Origin of the sequence: Tetragenococcus solitarius NBRC 100494 (assembly GCF_001544195.1) — a bacterium.
Lineage (GTDB): Bacteria > Bacillota > Bacilli > Lactobacillales > Enterococcaceae > Tetragenococcus > Tetragenococcus solitarius.
This window is the reverse complement of record NZ_BCPY01000005.1, coordinates 19,895-37,733: the sequence shown is the minus strand read 5'-3', so window position 1 is coordinate 37,733 and position 17,839 is coordinate 19,895. Positions and strand designations below refer to the sequence as shown.

Annotated in this window: 21 protein-coding genes; 12 read left to right on the top strand and 9 right to left on the bottom strand. The window is 36.2% G+C overall.

Annotation, left to right across the window (positions count from 1 at the left end; genetic code table 11):
* Positions 1-20 precede the first annotated feature (20 nt).
* Positions 21-479 carry a class Ib ribonucleoside-diphosphate reductase assembly flavoprotein NrdI gene (gene nrdI / locus TS1_RS02850; protein ID WP_068707632.1) on the bottom strand — a complete coding sequence of 153 codons (459 nt, stop codon included), beginning with the start codon at positions 477-479 and terminating at the stop codon, positions 21-23.
* A 78-nt stretch (positions 480-557) separates the two neighbouring features.
* Here nrdI and TS1_RS02845 point away from each other — a divergent pair, with 78 nt between their 5' ends.
* Entirely contained in the window at positions 558-1,124 is a 567-nt protein-coding gene (locus TS1_RS02845; protein WP_068707630.1) for a GNAT family N-acetyltransferase, read from the top strand.
* Between the two features lie 111 nt (positions 1,125-1,235).
* Here the strand turns inward: TS1_RS02845 and TS1_RS02840 are convergent, their stop codons facing one another.
* Positions 1,236-1,763, bottom strand: a complete 528-nt coding sequence (locus tag TS1_RS02840) for an LURP-one-related/scramblase family protein (RefSeq protein ID WP_068707628.1) — start codon at positions 1,761-1,763, stop codon at positions 1,236-1,238.
* Between the two features lie 33 nt (positions 1,764-1,796).
* Positions 1,797-2,669: a Cof-type HAD-IIB family hydrolase gene (locus TS1_RS02835; protein WP_068707626.1), complete on the bottom strand. Its 873-nt coding sequence runs from the start codon at positions 2,667-2,669 to the stop codon at positions 1,797-1,799.
* A gap of 206 nt (positions 2,670-2,875) precedes the next feature.
* Here TS1_RS02835 and TS1_RS02830 point away from each other — a divergent pair, with 206 nt between their 5' ends.
* The 4 genes from TS1_RS02830 (at position 2,876) to TS1_RS02815 (ending at position 5,818) form a co-directional block, all read left to right on the top strand.
* Positions 2,876-3,556, top strand: coding sequence for a uracil-DNA glycosylase (locus tag TS1_RS02830; RefSeq protein WP_068707624.1), 681 nt, complete (start codon positions 2,876-2,878; stop codon positions 3,554-3,556).
* A gap of 153 nt (positions 3,557-3,709) precedes the next feature.
* The gene (pta, locus tag TS1_RS02825; RefSeq protein ID WP_068707622.1) at positions 3,710-4,690 is read left to right on the top strand and encodes a phosphate acetyltransferase; all 981 of its coding nucleotides are present in this window, start codon (positions 3,710-3,712) and stop codon (positions 4,688-4,690) included.
* Between the two features lie 134 nt (positions 4,691-4,824).
* Entirely contained in the window at positions 4,825-5,298 is a 474-nt protein-coding gene (gene tsaE / locus TS1_RS02820) for a tRNA (adenosine(37)-N6)-threonylcarbamoyltransferase complex ATPase subunit type 1 TsaE (protein ID WP_068707620.1), read from the top strand.
* Positions 5,291-5,818: a GNAT family N-acetyltransferase gene (locus TS1_RS02815; protein WP_068707618.1), complete on the top strand. Its 528-nt coding sequence runs from the start codon at positions 5,291-5,293 to the stop codon at positions 5,816-5,818. Before tsaE ends, TS1_RS02815 begins: the two co-directional genes overlap by 8 nt.
* Positions 5,819-5,928: 110 nt before the next feature.
* On the opposite strand, the gene TS1_RS02810 is transcribed toward TS1_RS02815, so the two are convergent.
* Positions 5,929-6,462 (bottom strand): exonuclease domain-containing protein, encoded by a 534-nt coding sequence (locus TS1_RS02810; RefSeq protein ID WP_068707616.1) that lies wholly within the window; start codon positions 6,460-6,462, stop codon positions 5,929-5,931.
* Between the two features lie 215 nt (positions 6,463-6,677).
* Here TS1_RS02810 and TS1_RS02805 point away from each other — a divergent pair, with 215 nt between their 5' ends.
* Positions 6,678-7,598, top strand: a complete 921-nt coding sequence (locus TS1_RS02805; RefSeq protein WP_068707614.1) for a Gfo/Idh/MocA family protein — start codon at positions 6,678-6,680, stop codon at positions 7,596-7,598.
* Positions 7,599-7,668: 70 nt separating this feature from the next.
* The gene (gene murB / locus TS1_RS02800; RefSeq protein WP_068707612.1) at positions 7,669-8,604 is read left to right on the top strand and encodes a UDP-N-acetylmuramate dehydrogenase; all 936 of its coding nucleotides are present in this window, start codon (positions 7,669-7,671) and stop codon (positions 8,602-8,604) included.
* A 113-nt stretch (positions 8,605-8,717) separates the two neighbouring features.
* Here murB and TS1_RS02795 read toward each other — a convergent pair whose 3' ends face one another.
* The 4 genes from TS1_RS02795 to TS1_RS02780 are packed head-to-tail and all read right to left on the bottom strand — an operon-like array spanning position 8,718 to position 11,674.
* Positions 8,718-9,356, bottom strand: coding sequence for an ECF transporter S component (locus TS1_RS02795; protein ID WP_068707610.1), 639 nt, complete (start codon positions 9,354-9,356; stop codon positions 8,718-8,720).
* A 5-nt stretch (positions 9,357-9,361) separates the two neighbouring features.
* The gene (coaC, locus tag TS1_RS02790) at positions 9,362-9,916 is read right to left on the bottom strand and encodes a phosphopantothenoylcysteine decarboxylase (protein WP_068707608.1); all 555 of its coding nucleotides are present in this window, start codon (positions 9,914-9,916) and stop codon (positions 9,362-9,364) included.
* Positions 9,917-9,935: 19 nt separating this feature from the next.
* A complete protein-coding gene (locus TS1_RS02785) occupies positions 9,936-10,682 on the bottom strand; it encodes a phosphopantothenate--cysteine ligase (RefSeq protein WP_068707606.1) in 747 nt (248 codons plus the stop codon).
* On the bottom strand, positions 10,679-11,674 hold the full coding sequence (locus TS1_RS02780; RefSeq protein WP_068707603.1) for a YhdH/YhfP family quinone oxidoreductase: 996 nt from the start codon (positions 11,672-11,674) through the stop codon (positions 10,679-10,681). Before TS1_RS02780 ends, TS1_RS02785 begins: the two co-directional genes overlap by 4 nt.
* A gap of 219 nt (positions 11,675-11,893) precedes the next feature.
* Between TS1_RS02780 and TS1_RS02775 the strand changes: the two genes are divergently transcribed.
* The 5 genes from TS1_RS02775 to TS1_RS02755 all read left to right on the top strand — a co-directional run bounded on the left by TS1_RS02775 (position 11,894) and on the right by TS1_RS02755 (position 16,196).
* Entirely contained in the window at positions 11,894-12,976 is a 1,083-nt protein-coding gene (locus TS1_RS02775) for an ABC transporter ATP-binding protein (protein WP_068707601.1), read from the top strand.
* Between the two features lie 13 nt (positions 12,977-12,989).
* The gene (locus TS1_RS02770; RefSeq protein WP_068707598.1) at positions 12,990-13,790 is read left to right on the top strand and encodes an ABC transporter permease; all 801 of its coding nucleotides are present in this window, start codon (positions 12,990-12,992) and stop codon (positions 13,788-13,790) included.
* An 8-nt stretch (positions 13,791-13,798) separates the two neighbouring features.
* On the top strand, positions 13,799-14,638 hold the full coding sequence (locus TS1_RS02765; RefSeq protein WP_068707596.1) for an ABC transporter permease: 840 nt from the start codon (positions 13,799-13,801) through the stop codon (positions 14,636-14,638).
* Positions 14,635-15,708 carry an ABC transporter substrate-binding protein gene (locus TS1_RS02760; RefSeq protein WP_068707594.1) on the top strand — a complete coding sequence of 358 codons (1,074 nt, stop codon included), beginning with the start codon at positions 14,635-14,637 and terminating at the stop codon, positions 15,706-15,708. The genes TS1_RS02765 and TS1_RS02760 overlap by 4 nt, the downstream gene beginning before the upstream one ends.
* A gap of 113 nt (positions 15,709-15,821) precedes the next feature.
* A complete protein-coding gene (locus TS1_RS02755) occupies positions 15,822-16,196 on the top strand; it encodes a VOC family protein (RefSeq protein ID WP_281177354.1) in 375 nt (124 codons plus the stop codon).
* A gap of 362 nt (positions 16,197-16,558) precedes the next feature.
* Here TS1_RS02755 and ald read toward each other — a convergent pair whose 3' ends face one another.
* Complete coding sequence (gene ald / locus TS1_RS02750) at positions 16,559-17,671, bottom strand: alanine dehydrogenase (protein WP_068707589.1); 1,113 nt, start codon at positions 17,669-17,671, stop codon at positions 16,559-16,561.
* Positions 17,672-17,839 lie beyond the last annotated feature (168 nt).

Below are 17,839 nucleotides of genomic sequence, written 5' to 3'. Positions count from 1 at the left end.
CGTTTGTCAAAAAGTTTTCATTAGTTAGCAGCCGCTGGCCATTTTTCACAAAGCAACTGATAAATGTTATAGATCTCATTGTTTGTACCCCGTAATTCAAAATCGGCTAAAAAAGGAATATCAAACTGTTGTGCATATTGTTTGGCAGTTAAACAATATTGCTCATTGAAATTTTTATTTCCACTACCAATTACACCTAAACAAAGCTTGGGATTATCTTTGAAGTCAATATAATCGCGTAAACTTTCTGTTAAGATTTCTTGGTCTCCATTATCGATTCCATTGCCGCCTTCTAGATAGGTTGGAACAAAAGCAAAGAAAGGTTCTGTTTCTTCCTCTTCTGGCGTATTGTCGTCAATTTCTTTTGTGTGTATAATAGGTTTATTCGAATCTTTTTCATGTTCTTCTTCGGCAAGACGATGGAGACGTTGAATAAAAGAACGTGTATTGCCGGAGATGGATATATAACGTACATTCATTTCATATTCCCTCCTAAAGGTAGTATAGCAAAAATAAGTGAAGGTTGGAAAATAAATATATAAGAAAGAGGTAGTTTCATGATACGTTTTGCGGAAAAAAAGGATCGATCTGAAATTGCCAGGCTGATATTGGTAGTTTTGAAAGATATGGAACTTCCTTTGGTAAAAAAAATTGGCGATATAAAGACGCTTCAAATACTAGAAGAAGCTATGGAGGACCCTTATTATCGCTATGGACGACAGCATGGTATGGTTTGCGAGATTGATGAGAAAGTAGTAGGCATTGCTTTTGGTTATCTTGCCAGCGAAGAAGAGAAAGTAGATGAGAGTTTAAACAAAGTTCTTGAAAAGCACCACTTAACAGATCAAACTTTATTTACCGAACATGAATCCTTTGCCGGCGAGTGGTATTTAGATCTGCTTTGTGTGGATGACACTTATCGTGGACAGGGAATTGGTTCAGAACTTTTAGCATCTGCAGATCAAATGGCAAAAGAGGCAGGTGCAACAGTTATAGGACTTTGCGTGGACTATGCTAACAAAAATGCTCAACGTTTATATGAAGAAAAAGGGTTTGAAATTGTCGGAGAGCAAATGATTAATAATCATCCATATCATCATATGCAAAAAGGAATTACGGTATAAGAAAGACGATCCGAAGAATAATTCATGAGATTTGCTCAGTAAGGAGGTTCGCTAGTGAATCACCGCAAGAGCTGACTCTTTTCGTTCGGATCGTTTCTTATGCTTTAATTTTTAATCAAAACTGTTTGATAAAGCACGGTCAAAGCAAATAGTTGCTTTCTTTTTACGATTGCGATTATACAGCCAATAATCCATAATAGCGGCTACACAAATACAAACAGGTGCGTTTGCTGGATCGGGAATCTCTAACATGTAATAATCGCCTGTTAAAAAAGCGGCTTTTTTCATTTGCATAATTTCTTTATTAAAGTGATGGATTTTGTAATAATGATGATAGATATCCCCGTGTACACTCCAATTTAATTGTTTAATATAGTAGAAGTCACCTGGCCAATTAAAAATTTTTTGTAAAGTACCCACTTTTACATAGTTCTCATAGATTTCAAAGCGGTTGCCAAAAGTTAAGCTGATTTGCTTGATACTAGCAATTAGACTTCCGTTCATTCGATATAAAGAAAGGGCATCTCCTTTTGTTCCCCAACGTCCGACAAGCAAGAATTGAGAGTGACCGCGCGCATCTGTTACAACTGTGCGTGTAATGTTACTTAATTGTTTGTCTTGAATGTAAAACTCTGACACGATCCTCACCTCCTTAAAGTACAAAACGAAGGGTTACAAATTTTCTTCAATCGAGCGATAGATTGCTTGTCCAACACCTGCAGCGACGTTGGTATCTGTAATATATTTTGCATATTCTTTCACTTCAGGTAAGCCATTTCCCATGGCAAAACTAACGCCAGTGGTTTGGATCATACTGACATCATTTAAATTATCACCAATTGTCATCACTTCGTCTAAAGTAATTCCTCGTTCTTTGGCAATATGAGCAACCGCAATTCCTTTCTGTGCTGAGCGATGATTAATTTCTAAGTTGTTTTGACCTGAAGATGTGACAAATAAATTTTCAAAACTTTCATCAATGTTGCGAGCAGCCGGCCCTAAAAATGCAGCTCCATCTCTATGAAAACAAATAATTTTTAAAACGACAATATCTTCTTGCTGCATTACTTCGCGAATACTGTCAACAAAGCGAATTGGCAAAAATTCAAGTCGTGCTGTCGACATAGCAATCGCCATTTTATGGGTTAAATGGGGCATTGCTTCAGCTACCATTGTGGCGAAATTTTCAATTCGTCGTTCTTTGCTTTGCGAAAAAGTCCCTTTGTTGGTAGAAATTTCATAGTAAATATCTTCATTTTCTAAAAGATCTAACACTTTTTCTGCTGTTTCCAATTCAATTGGCTCCATAAACATGGAATTTCCTTTTTTATCAAAGACCTGAGCGCCGTTAAGAGTAATCATCGCACATTCAATTCCTGCTTCTTTTAAAGAAGGGAGTGCCTCAAGACGGTTACGTCCAGTTGCGACCATGAATTCAACCCCTTGTGATTGGGCATATTTAATCGCTGCTACATTTTTTTCAGGAATTTGCATATTAGCATCTAATAACGTTCCATCCATGTCTGAAGCAATTAGCTTAATCATATGTGGTTTCCTTTCGTTTCAAGCAGCTTAAAATCATACAACAGTCTTTTTTTTAAGCTGCCTTTCTTCTTTTTATACAAACTTAGTTTACCATATTTTCAAAGGGATTTCTTATTAGTAAAAAGTTTTTTAGTAAAAATTCGTAGAGCGTCTTGTAGTTCATCGTTTTCTGAGATATGCTTAAAAATAAGGAGGGTTTGATTTACATGAAGACGATCATTCATAATAGTTGGCAGGATATTTTAGCCGATGAATTTCAAAAACCATACTATCAAGACTTACGTGAATTTTTAAAGCAAGAATATGCGACTCAAAAAATTCATCCAGATATGTACCATATTTTTGAGGCATTACAAATTACGCCCTACGAAAAAGTAAAGATCGTTATCTTAGGACAAGATCCTTATCATGGACCTAACCAAGCACATGGCCTGTCTTTTTCTGTGCAGCCGGGAGTTAAAGTACCCCCTTCTTTACAAAATATCTATAAAGAACTGCAAAATGATTTAGGCATACCCCCTGTAAATCATGGGTATTTAGTTCCTTGGGCCAAACAAGGCGTGTTATTATTAAACACTGTGTTAACTGTACGTCAGGGTCAGGCTTATTCCCATCAAGGAAAAGGATGGGAACGGTTAACGGATAAAGTAATTGAAAAATTAAATGAACGACAAGATCCGGTAGTGTTTATCCTATGGGGAAAACCTGCACAAAAGAAATTTTCGATGATTGATACAAGTAAGCACGTAATTATCAAATCTGTTCATCCAAGCCCTTTGTCAGCCAACCGTGGTTTTTTTGGCTCAAGACCCTTTTCCAAGGCTAACAATGCACTTGTGGCTTTAGGAAAAACACCAATTGATTGGCAATTGCCAGCAAAAGTATAACAGTTTGCTGGCAGTAATATAGCAGTTTAGCTTTTCAAATTAGGTAAATGTTTAAAAGTTGTTTTTTTCAATTAATACAGAAAAAATCCCTGTTTTTTTTCCCTGTTATAGTGTATGATAAAGAGGTATAAAAAATCTGGAGGTAACATATTTATGGAATTATTTGATAGTCTGAAATTTAAAATTGTTCGTCGTGGAATCAAAATCGCTTTTCCGGAAGCATCAGACACTCGTATTTTAAGTGCGGTCGCTCGTTTGAGAGGGGAAGAATTAATTGAGCCTGTCTTGATTGGTAAACAAAAAGAAATCGAAGAAGCTGCTTCAACTCGGGGAATTAATATTTCCAATATGACGATTTATGATCCTGACAATTGTAAGCGCTGGGAACAAATTGTTGAAGCTTTTCTAGAGCGTCGTAAAGGAAAAGCTACAAGAGAACAAGCCGAAGAAATTTTAAAGGATGAAAATTATTTTGGCACGATGTTAACTTACATGGGAATTACAGATGGCTTAGTTTCTGGGGCAATCCATGCCACAGGTGATACTGTCCGTCCTGCTTTACAAATTATAAAAACAAAACCTGGTGTCAGCCGAACAAGTGGCGCATTTTTGATGATGCGTGGGAATGAACAAGAAAAATATATATTTTCAGATTGTGCCATAAATATCGCTCCCGAACCTAAGGAATTAGCAGAAATTGCGATTGAGTCGGCTAAAACTGCAGAAATGTTTGATATAGATCCTAAGGTAGCTATGCTAAGCTTTTCAACCAAAGGTTCTGCTAAAGCCCCTCAATCAGAAGCTACTATTGAAGCAACTAAAATAGCCAAAGAGCTTGCGCCTGATTTACCTCTTGATGGTGAACTGCAATTTGATTCAGCTTATATTCAAACTGTGGCACAATTAAAAGCGCCTGAATCAGAAGTAGCTGGTAAAGCCAATGTCTTTGTCTTTCCAGATTTACAATCGGGCAATATCGGTTATAAAATTGCTCAACGTTTAGGAAATTTTGAAGCGATTGGTCCTATTTTACAAGGGTTGAATAAACCTGTTTCTGATTTATCTCGTGGATGTAATGAAGAAGATGTTTACAAACTAGCCATCATTACTGCTGGACAATCTTTAATGGATTAACGATATTTATATTGCTGAAAAAGTAGGTTGAACTTGGCTTGCTTTTTCAGCTTTTTTGTAAGTTGGTAATAAAAATTTTGCTATTTTTTATTAAAGCAGCTATACTGACGTTTGATTGAAAGGAAGTGAGGCGATTGTTCACTTTACAAGATTTATCAGCAACAGAAAATTTCGCTAGAGTGATCGGCAAAGTGGCAAAACCAGGGGATAACTTAGTTTTAACAGGTGAGTTAGGAGCTGGGAAAACTACTTTAACCAAGGGCATCGCCCAAGGTCTAGGGATCCAAGAGATGGTGAAAAGCCCAACTTATACTATTATACAAGAATATATGAGTGGACGTCTTCCACTCTACCATATGGATGTATATCGGATTGAAACGGGAGCCTGGGATTTGGGCTTAGACGAATATTTTGAAGGTGAAGGACTGTGTGTGATTGAATGGGGAAAGCAGTTGCAAGAAGCTTTACCTTTGGATTACTTGGAATTGGTTATTGAAAAAGATCCAGTGAATCAAAATAAACGCGAACTAACTTTAAGAGCGTTTGGTAGGCAAGCTGAAGCCTTTAAAGACAGTATAAAAAAAGGGTGGGAGCAACAAAATGTCTGAAGATATAGATGTGACTATACGAGAAGCTCTACCAGAAGATGCTCAACAAATAGTACAAGTTTCGCAAACAATCGGCAAGCAAACGGAATTTCTAGTGATGGACGAATTTGGAATGAATTTGCCAGTAGGTTTATTGGAAAACCAGCTAGAAACCATTTATAATAGCCAAGCGCAGTTGCTTTTAGTTGCAGTTGTTGAAGCAGAAATCGTAGGAACGGCCTCAGTAAGAACAAGTGAAGAAAAACGTATTGATCATATTGGCGAAGTAGGCATTTCGCTTTTAAAAGATTACTGGGGAATGGGACTAGGTAGTACTTTATTGGAAGAATTAATTGATTGGGCGCAACAGACGAATCAAATTAGACGTTTAGAATTAACTGTACAAAAACAAAATAAGCGGGCAATTCATCTATATAAAAAGTACGGTTTTCAAACAGAAGCAGTGATGAAGCGAGGCGCTAGAGGTGATGACGGCCGTTTTCTAGACGTATTATTGATGAGTAAAATGATTGATGAGTAAATAGGACAGGAAACTTAAATAAGGCTAAAAAATCTAGCAGCACTGTTTTCTAAGGCTTGGCAAATGATAAAAATAAAGAGGAAGGTCTCTTCGTTTAGGAGCCTTCCTCTTTACTTGGCTGTGACTAATTGCTTAAAGGGTTCAGTGCCAAAATATTGTTCTTCTTTAAGTAAAATATTTGCACAAGCACGACTATCAGCTAAAGCGTCGTGGTGATGATCCAAAGGAATATTTAAAAAATCACACATCGTATTCAACTTATGGTTGTCAATTTCAGGATAAAGTTTACGACTTGTTTTAACTGTACATAATGACAAAAAACGAGCGGGTTCTAAATGATAATAGTTTAAACACCCTGCTAATACGCTATTATCGAAACTGGCATTGTGGGCTACAACCAAGCGATTTTCTTGAAAGTAAGGTTGAATGGTCGGCCATATTTCTGGAAACTTTGGGGCGTCTGCCACATCTTGCGGACGAATGCCATGAATTTGGATGTTTTTCCAGAAAAATTTTGTTTCTGGTTTAATTAACGTATAATACTCGTCTACAATTTGACTATTTTTTACCATAACTAACGCCAAAGAACAAGCGCTGTGTCTTTGATAATTTGCTGTTTCAAAATCCATTGCAACAAAATTCATTGATGGGCATCTCCTAATTAAAGAGCTGAATCAGCTTTTTTAAGAGCTTTCTCTTTATAATCTCCGTAGGTATTGTAGCACCAAATATTTTTTTCTTCAAATGTTCTAGCAGGTATTATATAGGTGCGGTTAAAAGTTTTATCAATAACTAAATTTTTATTTTCTTAAAAAATACGGTACCATAGAAGTAAATTGGTATATAAGGAGCATAGAGGATGAAAGTTGGCGTTTTAGGATTAGGAAATATTGCGCAAAAAGCTTATTTACCTATTTATGTACAGATGCAAGGACAAGCCGAATTTTACTTTGCAACAAGAAATAAACAGGTACAAGAAAACCTACAAAGTAGTTACCATTTGCAGCACATGAAAAATAATCTAGATGAATTATTAGAAGAAGGAATACAGGCTTGCTTTATTCATTCAGCAACGAAGACCTATTATGAGCTAGTAAAAAAATGTTTAGAAAATTACTTAGATGTGTTTGTGGATAAACCTTTAAGTGAAAATATGGCAGAAGTAGAAGAGCTATTTACTTTGGCTAAAGAAAAAAAACTTATTTTAATGGTAGGATTCAATCGGCGTTTTGCTCCGATGGTAGAAAAATTAAAAGAAAAAGACAATAAACGTTTATTATTTTTACAAAAGAATCAAATCGCTAATAAGCAAGCAACTACTTTTGAAATATTCGATGTATTTTTACATTTAGTTGATACGGCGGTCTACCTTTTAGATGAACCGATACAAACTTTTTTAAGTGACATTTCTGAAACAAAGCAAAATTTATTAGAAACGGCTTTGCTTAAAATAAAGACCAAACAAACAACTGCGCTTTTAAGTATGGATGCAAAAAGTGGATCTAAACAGGAAAGTTACCAATTGACAACTGAAAATGGCAGTTATTATTTAAGAAATTTAACGCAATTTACCAGTCAAAAAGGGACTCAGGAACAAGCAGAAGCATTCGATGACTGGGAAAACACGCTTTTTAAAAGAGGATTTTATCCGATGGTACAAGCTTTTCTCCAATCTTTACAAACTCGGTCAGTGAACAACCTGCGTCAAGAAAACATTTATAACAGTCATAAAATTTGTGCTGAAATGTTACAACAAATTGAAAAAAATAAAATGAACTAAACAATCAGTGGTCAGTTTATAAAGAACGTGATAGAATGGGTGAGACGTTTGGACAAAGGAGAAGTTTTTGGTGGATAAAGAAAAAATAGTACAACAATTTCCAACAGTTAATTTACTAATTGATGAACCATTAAAACACTATACATTTACAAAGACCGGTGGTCCGGCTGATGTGTTAGCCTTTCCTGAGACCGAAGAAGAAGCTGAAGAACTCGTTTTGTACTGTCGTAATCAAGATATTCCTTGGCTGGTTTTAGGGAATGCTAGTAATTTAATTGTACGAGATGGCGGTATTCGCGGCGTTGTCATTATGCTTTTGGCGATGAACCAAATTAAAGTGACAGATAATGTGGTTGAAGTACAAGCGGGCGCTCGCTTAATCGACACTAGCTATGCAGCACTTGATGCGTCTTTAAGCGGTTTAGAGTTTGCTTGTGGGATCCCTGGAAGTGTCGGTGGAGCTGTATTTATGAATGCTGGTGCCTATGATGGGGAAATCAAAGATGTATTTACTTCTTGTGACGTTTTAATGCCTGATGGTTCTGTCGAAACGCTTTCTAACCAAGATATGGCTTTTAGCTATCGACATAGCGCGATTCAAGTGCAACATGGGATCATTTTGAATGCTCGCTTTACTTTAAAAGAGGGACAGTATCATTTCATCAAAGAACGAATGGATGAGTTAACTTACTTGCGTGAATCAAAACAACCGTTAGAATATCCTTCGTGTGGGAGTGTATTTAAACGGCCACCTGGACATTTTACAGGGCAATTGATTCAACAAGCAGGCTTACAAGGGCTGCAATGGGGCGGTGCACAAATTTCTAATAAGCATGCTGGCTTTATTATTAATGTAGACGGTGCAACGGCTACTGACTATGTAGAACTGATTGCTCATATACAAAAAGTTATCAAGGAAAAATTTGACGTCAATTTGCAAACAGAAGTTCGTATTATCGGTGAAGAAGTCAATGCGACATTGATTGACAAAAGTAACCGGACGTAAAAAGAACATTCTTTTAGGGATAATAAAAGAGATTGCCAAAATAGAAGTGTTCCTTAGAAGTTAGAATTTAGTCTTAACTTTTTTGAGGTCACTTTCTCTTGGCAATCTCTTTTTTAGACGCGTTTTTTTAAAAAGCGTAACAAAACTGTGGCAACTCCGGCTGTAGCAATACCAGCAACAATAGCTTCAGGAATCCCTTGAGCAAATATAATGGAAAGTATAGCTACATAAACGGCATTTCCTGCCTCGCCAATTACTTGAGCATATTCGCCTTGAAATAGGAAATAAATCATATTCATAACCAAAATTGTATTTACAATTCCCCCTAATAGACCAGCTAAAAAAAGACCTAGACCGTGTTTACGATCTTTCATCCGTTTTTCAAACCAGCGGTAGAAATAATAAGGCACAATTCCGATTAAAATTCGTGGAATGAATGTGATCAATAAAGCTTTCCAACTACCATAACCACTTGCTCCTAAAGGTGCAATAAAAGGCGAGAAGACAAAGGATAGAGGCGTTACAATAATCGTAGAACGAATCATACTAATCAGACCAAAGCTTGCGCCTAAAAATGCTCCCAAGCGTGGTCCTAAAACGATGGAAGCAATAATAACGGGAATATGCAATGTTGTTGCGTTTAAAGGACCAATTGGAATAAAGCCAAGAAAAGGTACCGAGGCAAGTAAAATTAATATCGCCAGAAAAAAAGCGGTCAAAACCAGCTGAAAAGTTTTTTGTTTCTGCTTCATAACTTTTAGGCCTCCTTGCCTTCGAGTATTTTTACGACTCTTTCAACAATAACATCAGCTGTAGCTAGTGCACCTGAACCGTAATCACCACAAGCCAGTAAGGATTCTCGCGGTTCAATTTCTTTGTAGCCAATGTCTTTTAAGGTATCTAAATTTTTTTGCACAAGCGGGTGGGTGTACATGTTTGTATTCATGGCCGGTGCAATCAATTTTGTCCGGTCGCTAGGCAATGCAAGTGCAACGGTACTAATTAAATCATCTGCCAGACCATTGGCCAATTTTCCAATGATGTTGGCCGTTGCTGGTGCAACTAAGAATAAATCGGCAGGTTTGGTTAATTCGATATGATTAATCTTACTGGGGTTTGGTTCGTTCATAACATCAGTATGTACCATCCGTTTGGTTAATGACTGTAAGGTCAATGGTGTAATAAATTCTTGGGCGCTGTTTGTCATAAGAACATCTAATAAGTAGCCCTTTTTCGTCAGTTCATTGGCGATATCTGCGGATTTATAGGCAGAGATGCTACCAGTGACTCCTAATAAAATATGTTTTGTCATTTTAACTCCTCCCATAAAATTATACGTTATGGTTAATAACTGTTTGAGCAATTAATCTTGCAATCGCTTCTTTTGTTTGTTCTTCTCCGATAAGTTGACCGCTTTTATCTATAAGGTAACCAATATGCTGGTTGTCTTTAATCTTTGCTAGGTCGTTAGCTAATACATAATCGGCTTGATTTTTTTCAAAACTAGCTTTTGCCGTAGCTACTAATGTCTGTTTTGAAACATCAACTAGTAATTTAAATCCTATTAATAAAGTTGTTGGTTGGATTCGTTTAATCAATTGGATAACTTTTGGCGTTTTTTCTAAAACCAAATAAAGCTGGTCAGTATCAGAGGAAATTTTCTTTTCCGTTGTCGGGCTAGCCTGAGTGAGCTGTTTAAGGTCGCTTTTAACTAAAGGGCCTTTTTTTTCTTGAATCAGGTGATTGATTTTTTCTAAGAAATTTTCCTGGGAAAAACTTTGAGCGGGTGCAAAGTCGCTAACAGCCATACTATGAATTACAGCATCATAGTTTGTTTTTTTCAGCAAAGTTTGTAATAAGTCGGCCAAATCTTGTGTACCGTCGATTTCGTAAAATTTTAAATTTTTATTTTTTGTCGGATGTTGGGCTGAAGCAGTGGTTACATAATCGACTGTCACTTGCTTTTTTAAAAATTCTTCTGCCATCAAACAACCTAAACGCCCAGAGGAATGATTTGTAATAGAGCGGACACTATCGATTTTTTCAGAAGTACCGCCTGCCGTAATGAGAACTTTCACTGTTTTTCACCTACCTCAACAATGGTACGGCCCATGTGCGTGCCGTTTAACAAGGATTCAATCGTTTCATCTAAGTCAGTCAAAGTGACTTTTTGGAAAGGTAACTGTTCTAGTATTATTTTATTTTGAGCTAAAAATTGCCAAATTTCTTTTCTTTTCGTGGATTCGACATTTACTGAATCAATCCCAATCATTTTAATGCTGCGCAAGATAAAAGGCAAGACTGTGGTATCTAAAGTGATTCCACCGGCGTTGCCGCATAAGACTGCACAGCCCCCGTATTGAATTAAGGGAAGTAAGTTTGCTAGAATTTCACCGCCTACAGTATCGATAACAGCTGCAAACCTTTGTTTTCCCAGAGGTTTTTTCTTTTCCGGTAAAATTTCGGCAGGTGATTGGATATCAGTAGCTCCTAGTTCTGATAGCCAACTGGCTTGCTCTTTTTTTGAAGTCATGGCAACGATATTTATGTAACCCAATTGATGCAAAAGTGAGATAGTAATAGTAGACACACCACCTGTTGCGCCTGTCACAAGAATGGGTGCATTTTTATCAGCGGTTTCTTTAACTAAATTTTGTACAGCCAAGGCGGCGGTAAAACCAGCCGTACCAAATTTCATCGCTTCTTTTGTTGTTAAACTTTGTGGGATTTTAACTAGCCACTGGGCGGGTACATCTTGAATTTGGCTAAAACCACCATCTACACTTGTGCCCAATCCATAACCTGTAGCAAGAACTTTTTGTCCGTTTGTCCATTCTGGGGCATTTGATTCAATCACTGTTCCTGCTAGGTCAATGCCAATCACTTTAGGATATTCTGCAACTACGCCCTTGTTTTTACTTGCAGCTAAGGCATCTTTATAGTTAATATCAGAATACTCTACTTGAACACGGACATAATTTTTTTTAAGTGTTCCACTTTGTTTTCTAACAATCCCTCGAGAAAAGACATTTTCGGTCTGGGTCACTTCAAAAGCTAAAAAGTTTTCCATTTCAATTCTCCTTTTGCTAAAAAGTTTTCTTTTCGTACTTTTTTAGGTTTTATTGATTTTATCATAACACAACTTTTATTTCTCTTGATAGCTTTTAAGCTAAGTTCGAAGTATAAGAAAATTTAAGCAAAACTTCTTGCGTTTATACTAAGAAAAAAGTTATTCTTGTACAGGCTAATAAACTAAAAGAGAGAACTTTTACTCAAAGGAGGGAGATAAGTGAGCCAAACTATTATTTCATTTAACCATATTGTCAAAAAGTTTGCCGATGAAACGATTTTAAAAGATATTTCTTTTGATATTGAAGAAGGAAAATTTTATACACTTTTGGGCCCATCAGGATGTGGGAAAACAATGATTTTAAGAACAATTGCTGGCTTTACTGATGCTGACAAAGGAGATATTTTTTTTGCCAGCAAAAGAATTAATGATATTCCTGCAAATAAGCGTCAAGTGAATACCGTATTTCAAGACTATGCTTTATTTCCCCATATGAACGTTTTTGACAACGTAGCCTTTGGATTAAAAATAAAGAAAATAACGAAAAGCAAAATAAAAGAAAAAGTGTATGAAGCTTTGCGTTCTGTACAATTAACTGGTTACGAAAAGCGAGAAATCAGTGAGATGTCAGGTGGGCAAAGACAAAGAGTAGCCATTGCTCGAGCAATCGTCAACAAACCTAAAGTATTGTTACTAGATGAACCATTATCGGCACTAGATTTAAAGTTAAGAACAGATATGCAGTATGAATTGCGTGATTTACAAAAGCGTTTGGGGATTACTTTTATTTTTGTTACACATGATCAGGAAGAGGCCCTGGCGATGAGTGACGAAATCTTTGTTATGAACCAAGGGGAAATTGTGCAAAAAGGAACGCCGGTTGCTATTTACGATGAACCAATTAACCACTTTGTAGCCGACTTTGTTGGCGAAAGTAATATTATAGATGGAATTATGCTAGAAGATAAGTTAGTACAGATAGGAAACCAACGTTTTGCTTGCGTGGATAGTGGGATGCGAGAAAATGAAGCGGTTGAAGTGGTGATACGTCCAGAAGACCTACAACTGACTTCAGTTGAAAAGGGAAAGTTAGTTGTAAAAGTGGATACGCAACTATTTCGTGGTGTGCATTATGAGATCATCGGTAGTGATAAACAAGGAAATAAGTGGATGGTCCATTCTACAAAAAAGGCAATTGAAGGGAATTATGTTGGCTTGTATTTTGAACCCGAAGATATTCACATTATGCGTTTTAACGAAACTGAAAAAGATTTTGGTAGACGGTTAAAAAATTATGAGTAAAGTAGGTGAGTAAATGCTAAAAACGCAACGATTTTATATACTGCCATATTTTATCTGGTTATTTTTATTTGTCATTGCTCCTCTGGCTTTGATTATATATCAGTCATTTTTTGATATGTCCGGGGTTTTTACTTTTAAAAATTATCAGACCTATTTTACTTCAGGAAAATATTTGATGATGACACTTAACTCCATCTGGTATGCCTGTTTAGTTACTTTATTCACGCTAGTTATTAGTTATCCCACAGCTTATTTTTTAACGAAATTAAAGTATAAAGACCTGTGGTTGTTATTCATTATTTTACCCACGTGGATAAATTTACTTTTAAAAGCATACGCATTTATTGGTATTTTTGGGATCGATGGCAGTATGAATCATTTCTTAGCTTTTTTTGGACTTGGGCCGACACAAATCTTATTTACAGACACTAGCTTTTTAGTGGTCGCAAGCTACATTGAAATACCCTTTATGATTATGCCCATTTATAATGCTTTAGAAGAAATTGACTCTTCTTTAATCAGTGCCAGCCGTGATCTGGGTGCTGATAGTTACCAGACCTTTATTCATGTCATTTTTCCGCTGTCTTTAAATGGTGTTAAAAGTGGTGTACAAGCGGTATTTATTCCATCGCTTTCATTATTTATGTTGACACGTTTAATTGGCGGTAATCGAGTGATTACATTAGGAACTGCGATTGAACAGCATTTTTTAATCACTCAAAATTGGGGAATGGGTTCTACCATTGGTGTAATTTTAATTCTAGCAATGTTTGTTGTGATGCTGCTGACACAAGAAAAGAAAAAGGGAGGTTAGGTTAAATCATGAGAAAATTTCGCTGGTCCTATGTTTATTTAACTGCTGTTTTTGTGATTCTTTATCTACCCATTTTCTATTTAATTTTTTACTCCTTTAACGCAGGAGAGACTATGAATCAATTTAGCGGCTTTTCGCTGGTGCATTTCCGGGCTTTATTCTCGGATTCACGATTATTAGTGATTGTATTAAATACTTTTTTATTGGCCTTTTTATCTGCTTTGATTGCAACCATTATTGGTGTTTTAGGTGCTATTGGGATCTATTATAGTAAAAAAAGCTGGTTTAAAAATACTTTGCTTAGTTTTAATAATATTTTATTGGTTTCACCAGACGTTATTATTGGGGCAAGTTTTTTGATTTTCTTTACTATGTTAGGTGGTTTATTGCAAAGTTTTCACTTAGGTTTTACTAGCGTTCTTCTGTCTCATTGTGCGTTTAGTGTGCCAATTGTTGTATTGATGGTATTGCCGAAATTACAAGAAATGAAAGACTCTATGGTTGACGCTGCTAGAGATTTAGGAGCTAACAGCTGGCAAGTATTAAAAGATATTATTTTGCCGTTTTTAACTCCAGGGGTGATCGCGGGTTATTTCATGGCTTTTACTTATTCTTTAGATGATTTTGCCGTGACCTTTTTTGTTACGGGCAATGGGTTTACGACGTTGTCTGTCGAAATTTATTCTAGAGCCAGACAAGGAATCAATTTAGAAATTAATGCTTTAAGTACGCTTGTTTTTCTATTTTCTTTACTACTTGTTATAGGTTATTATTTTATCAGTAAAGAAAATCGCTTGCCACGTTTGCGTAAAAATCGCCTAGCCAGGAAGAAGGCTGATTTGACATGAAAAAGTTGCAGACGCTTTTTATAGGAATTTGTCTGATTTTATTATTGCTATTTTTTGGCGTTCATACTTTGGAAAAAACAAGCGGAAGAACAGGGACAAAAGTAGTTAATATTTATAATTGGGGAGATTATATTGACCCCACATTAATTGATCAATTTGAAAAAGAGAGTGGTTATAATGTGAATTATGACACCTTTGACTCTAATGAAGCCATGTTTACTAAAATTGAACAAGGCGGCACTGCTTATGATATCGCGATTCCTAGTGAATACATGATCCAAAAAATGATTTCACAAAATTTAGTCTTACCCTTAGATAAAGCTAAAATAAAAGGGTTAGATAATATTAATCCGCAATTTTTAGATCAAAGTTTTGACCCAGGAAATCGTTATTCTGTTCCTTATTTTTGGGGAACTTTAGGAATTGCTTACAACGACAAAATGGTGGAAGAAGGAACGATTACTTCCTGGGAAGATTTATGGAATCCTGGGTTGAAAAATAATGTGATGTTAATTGATGGTGCGCGGGAAGTGATGGGCTTAGGGTTAAATAGCTTAGGTTATTCACTTAATAGTAAAGATAACACTCAACTACAAGAGGCTACTTCTAAATTAAGAAAGTTAACGCCTAACGTTAAGGCAATTGTTGCTGATGAAATCAAAATGTATATGGAAAATGAAGAAAGTGCAGTGGCAGTAACATTTTCCGGGGAAGCAGCGGATATGATGGTAGAAAATGAGCACATTCATTACGTTATTCCCGAAGAAGGTTCCAACCTGTGGTTTGATAATCTGGTGATTCCTAAAACGGCACAAAATAAAAAGGGAGCCTATGCTTTTATCAATTTTATGTTAAAGCCGGAACATGCAGCCCAAAATGCCGAATATATCGGCTATTCCACACCGAATAAAGCAGCGATGAAATTACTACCTAAAAAAGTAACAGAAGATAAACAATTTTATCCATCTGATAAACAACTCTCACGACTAGAGGTTTATCAGGACCTCGGTCCAAAATATTTAGGCATCTACAATGATTTGTTTTTGGAATTGAAGATGTATCGGAATTGATAGGAGAAGTAATATGCTGCTTATTTAGTAAATTATAAAATATATCTAACACTCCCAAATATGTATTATTTTTGGTAAGATAAAGGAAACGATTCGAGGAGGATTTTAAGAAGATTGAGCATATTGCGATTTGGGTCAAAGATCTTGAAAAAATGAAGACCTTTTACGAAAAGTATTTTAACGTGGAAAGTACGGAGTTATATCATAACAAAAAAACTGGGTTTTGCTCTTACTTTTTAAGCTTTGAAGAAGGAAGTCGCATTGAGCTAACAAACAAACAACATTTATCCAATCGTATAGCCGAAAGCTTAGGCTATGCACATATAGCGATTGCAGTAGGAAATAAAAAAGCCGTCGATGTTTTTGCTGAAAGATTTGTTGAAGATGGCTTTCCTTTATTAAGCGGTCCACGAACGACGGGTGATGGTTATTACGAAGCTGTAATACAAGATCCAGAAGGAAATTTGATAGAGTTGACGACAGATTAAGGATAAAGTACAAAGGATTGAGGTATAAGTCCTTTGTTTACTTCTTAATCTGGGAATAATTCCTAATGATAAAATTTGGCCTTATCTCTCATTGTAGCTAATGATTGGGCAGTGTCTCAACGGACTTTTGCCCGTTCATTATGCGTTTTTATTGAGACGACTACTTTTTTAATCAACGTTCAATCAAGCCATAAAAATGGACTTATGGTATAAGTCTTTTTAACAATAAAATATCCAAACTATATTTGATGAGATTCGCTACTCATTGCGGTTTTGCGATGAGAAATTGCAACAATCATCTCTTTATAGTTTGGATATCTTTGTCTTTACTTATGTTACCGTCTCTTTTAAATCATTATAGATTATAGTAGATCGCTTAATGGTGTGTGTTGAATACTTAAATCCTGAGCAACGGCTTCATGTACTAACTGTCCTTTGTAGGTATTCACGCCACGGTACAATGCTGATTCATTTTGTAAAACTTCTTCGATAGGACCTCCAACGATTTTCTTAGCAAAAGGCAGGGTAGAATTGCTTAAAGCAATGGTTGCTGTTTGAGCAACTGCCCCTGGCATGTTGGCTACTGCATAGTGAGTGACGCCTTCTTCTACATAAGTTGGGTCATCATGAGTGGTTGTTCTTGTTTCTGTTTCGAAAATTCCACCTTGGTCAATTGCGATATCAACAATCACAGAATGATCTGGCATATTTTTTACCATTTCTCTTGTAACGAGTGTCGGAGCCTTACGTCCAGGTAATAAAACGGCACCTACAACAAGATCAGCTGTTTTTAATTGTTCTTCGATATTAAAACTATTAGACATTAATGTTTGTACTTGTCCGTTAAATTCAGTATCTAATTCTTTTAGTCGATCAATATTTACGTCTAAAATTGTAACGTTTGCGCCAAGTCCATAAGCAATTTTGGCTGCATTTGTACCAGCAACACCGCCGCCAATCACAACCACATTTCCTTTACGAACACCAGGAACACCAGCTAATACAATTCCCTTACCGCCTTTGGGGCCTTCTAAAAATTCAGCTCCAATTTGAGCGGCCATTCTTCCAGCAATTTCACTCATAGGAGATAATAGCGGTAGTGTTCCATTGTCTAATTGTACATTTTCATAAGCAATTGAAGTGACATTGGCTTTTTGTAAAGCTTGAGCAACAGGCTTATTTGCCGCTAAATGGAGATATGTAAATAAAATGAGTCCATCACGGAAATATTTATATTCTTCTTCTAATGGTTCTTTGACTTTCATTACCATGTCTTGTGCCCAGACCTCTTCAGGAGTATCAACGATTTTTGCGCCTACGTTTTCGTATGCCTCGTCTTTAAACGCTGAGCCGTATCCTGCGTTTGTCTCCACTAGGACCGCATGTCCTGCTTGGATCAATTCATAAACACCTGATGGAGGCAAAGCCACACGATTTTCATTGTTTTTTATTTCTTTCGGTATTCCGATTTTCATAAAACCACTCCATTATATTGAATTACTTTAATTATACAGAAAAATTACACTTCATACAAAAATTTTTTATTTCCTTCTTAATTTTTTTCTGCAATAACAAAAAAGAACTTATGCATAAGTTCTTTTTTAATAAAATATCTGAATGAGAGAGTTTTATGGTTACTTATC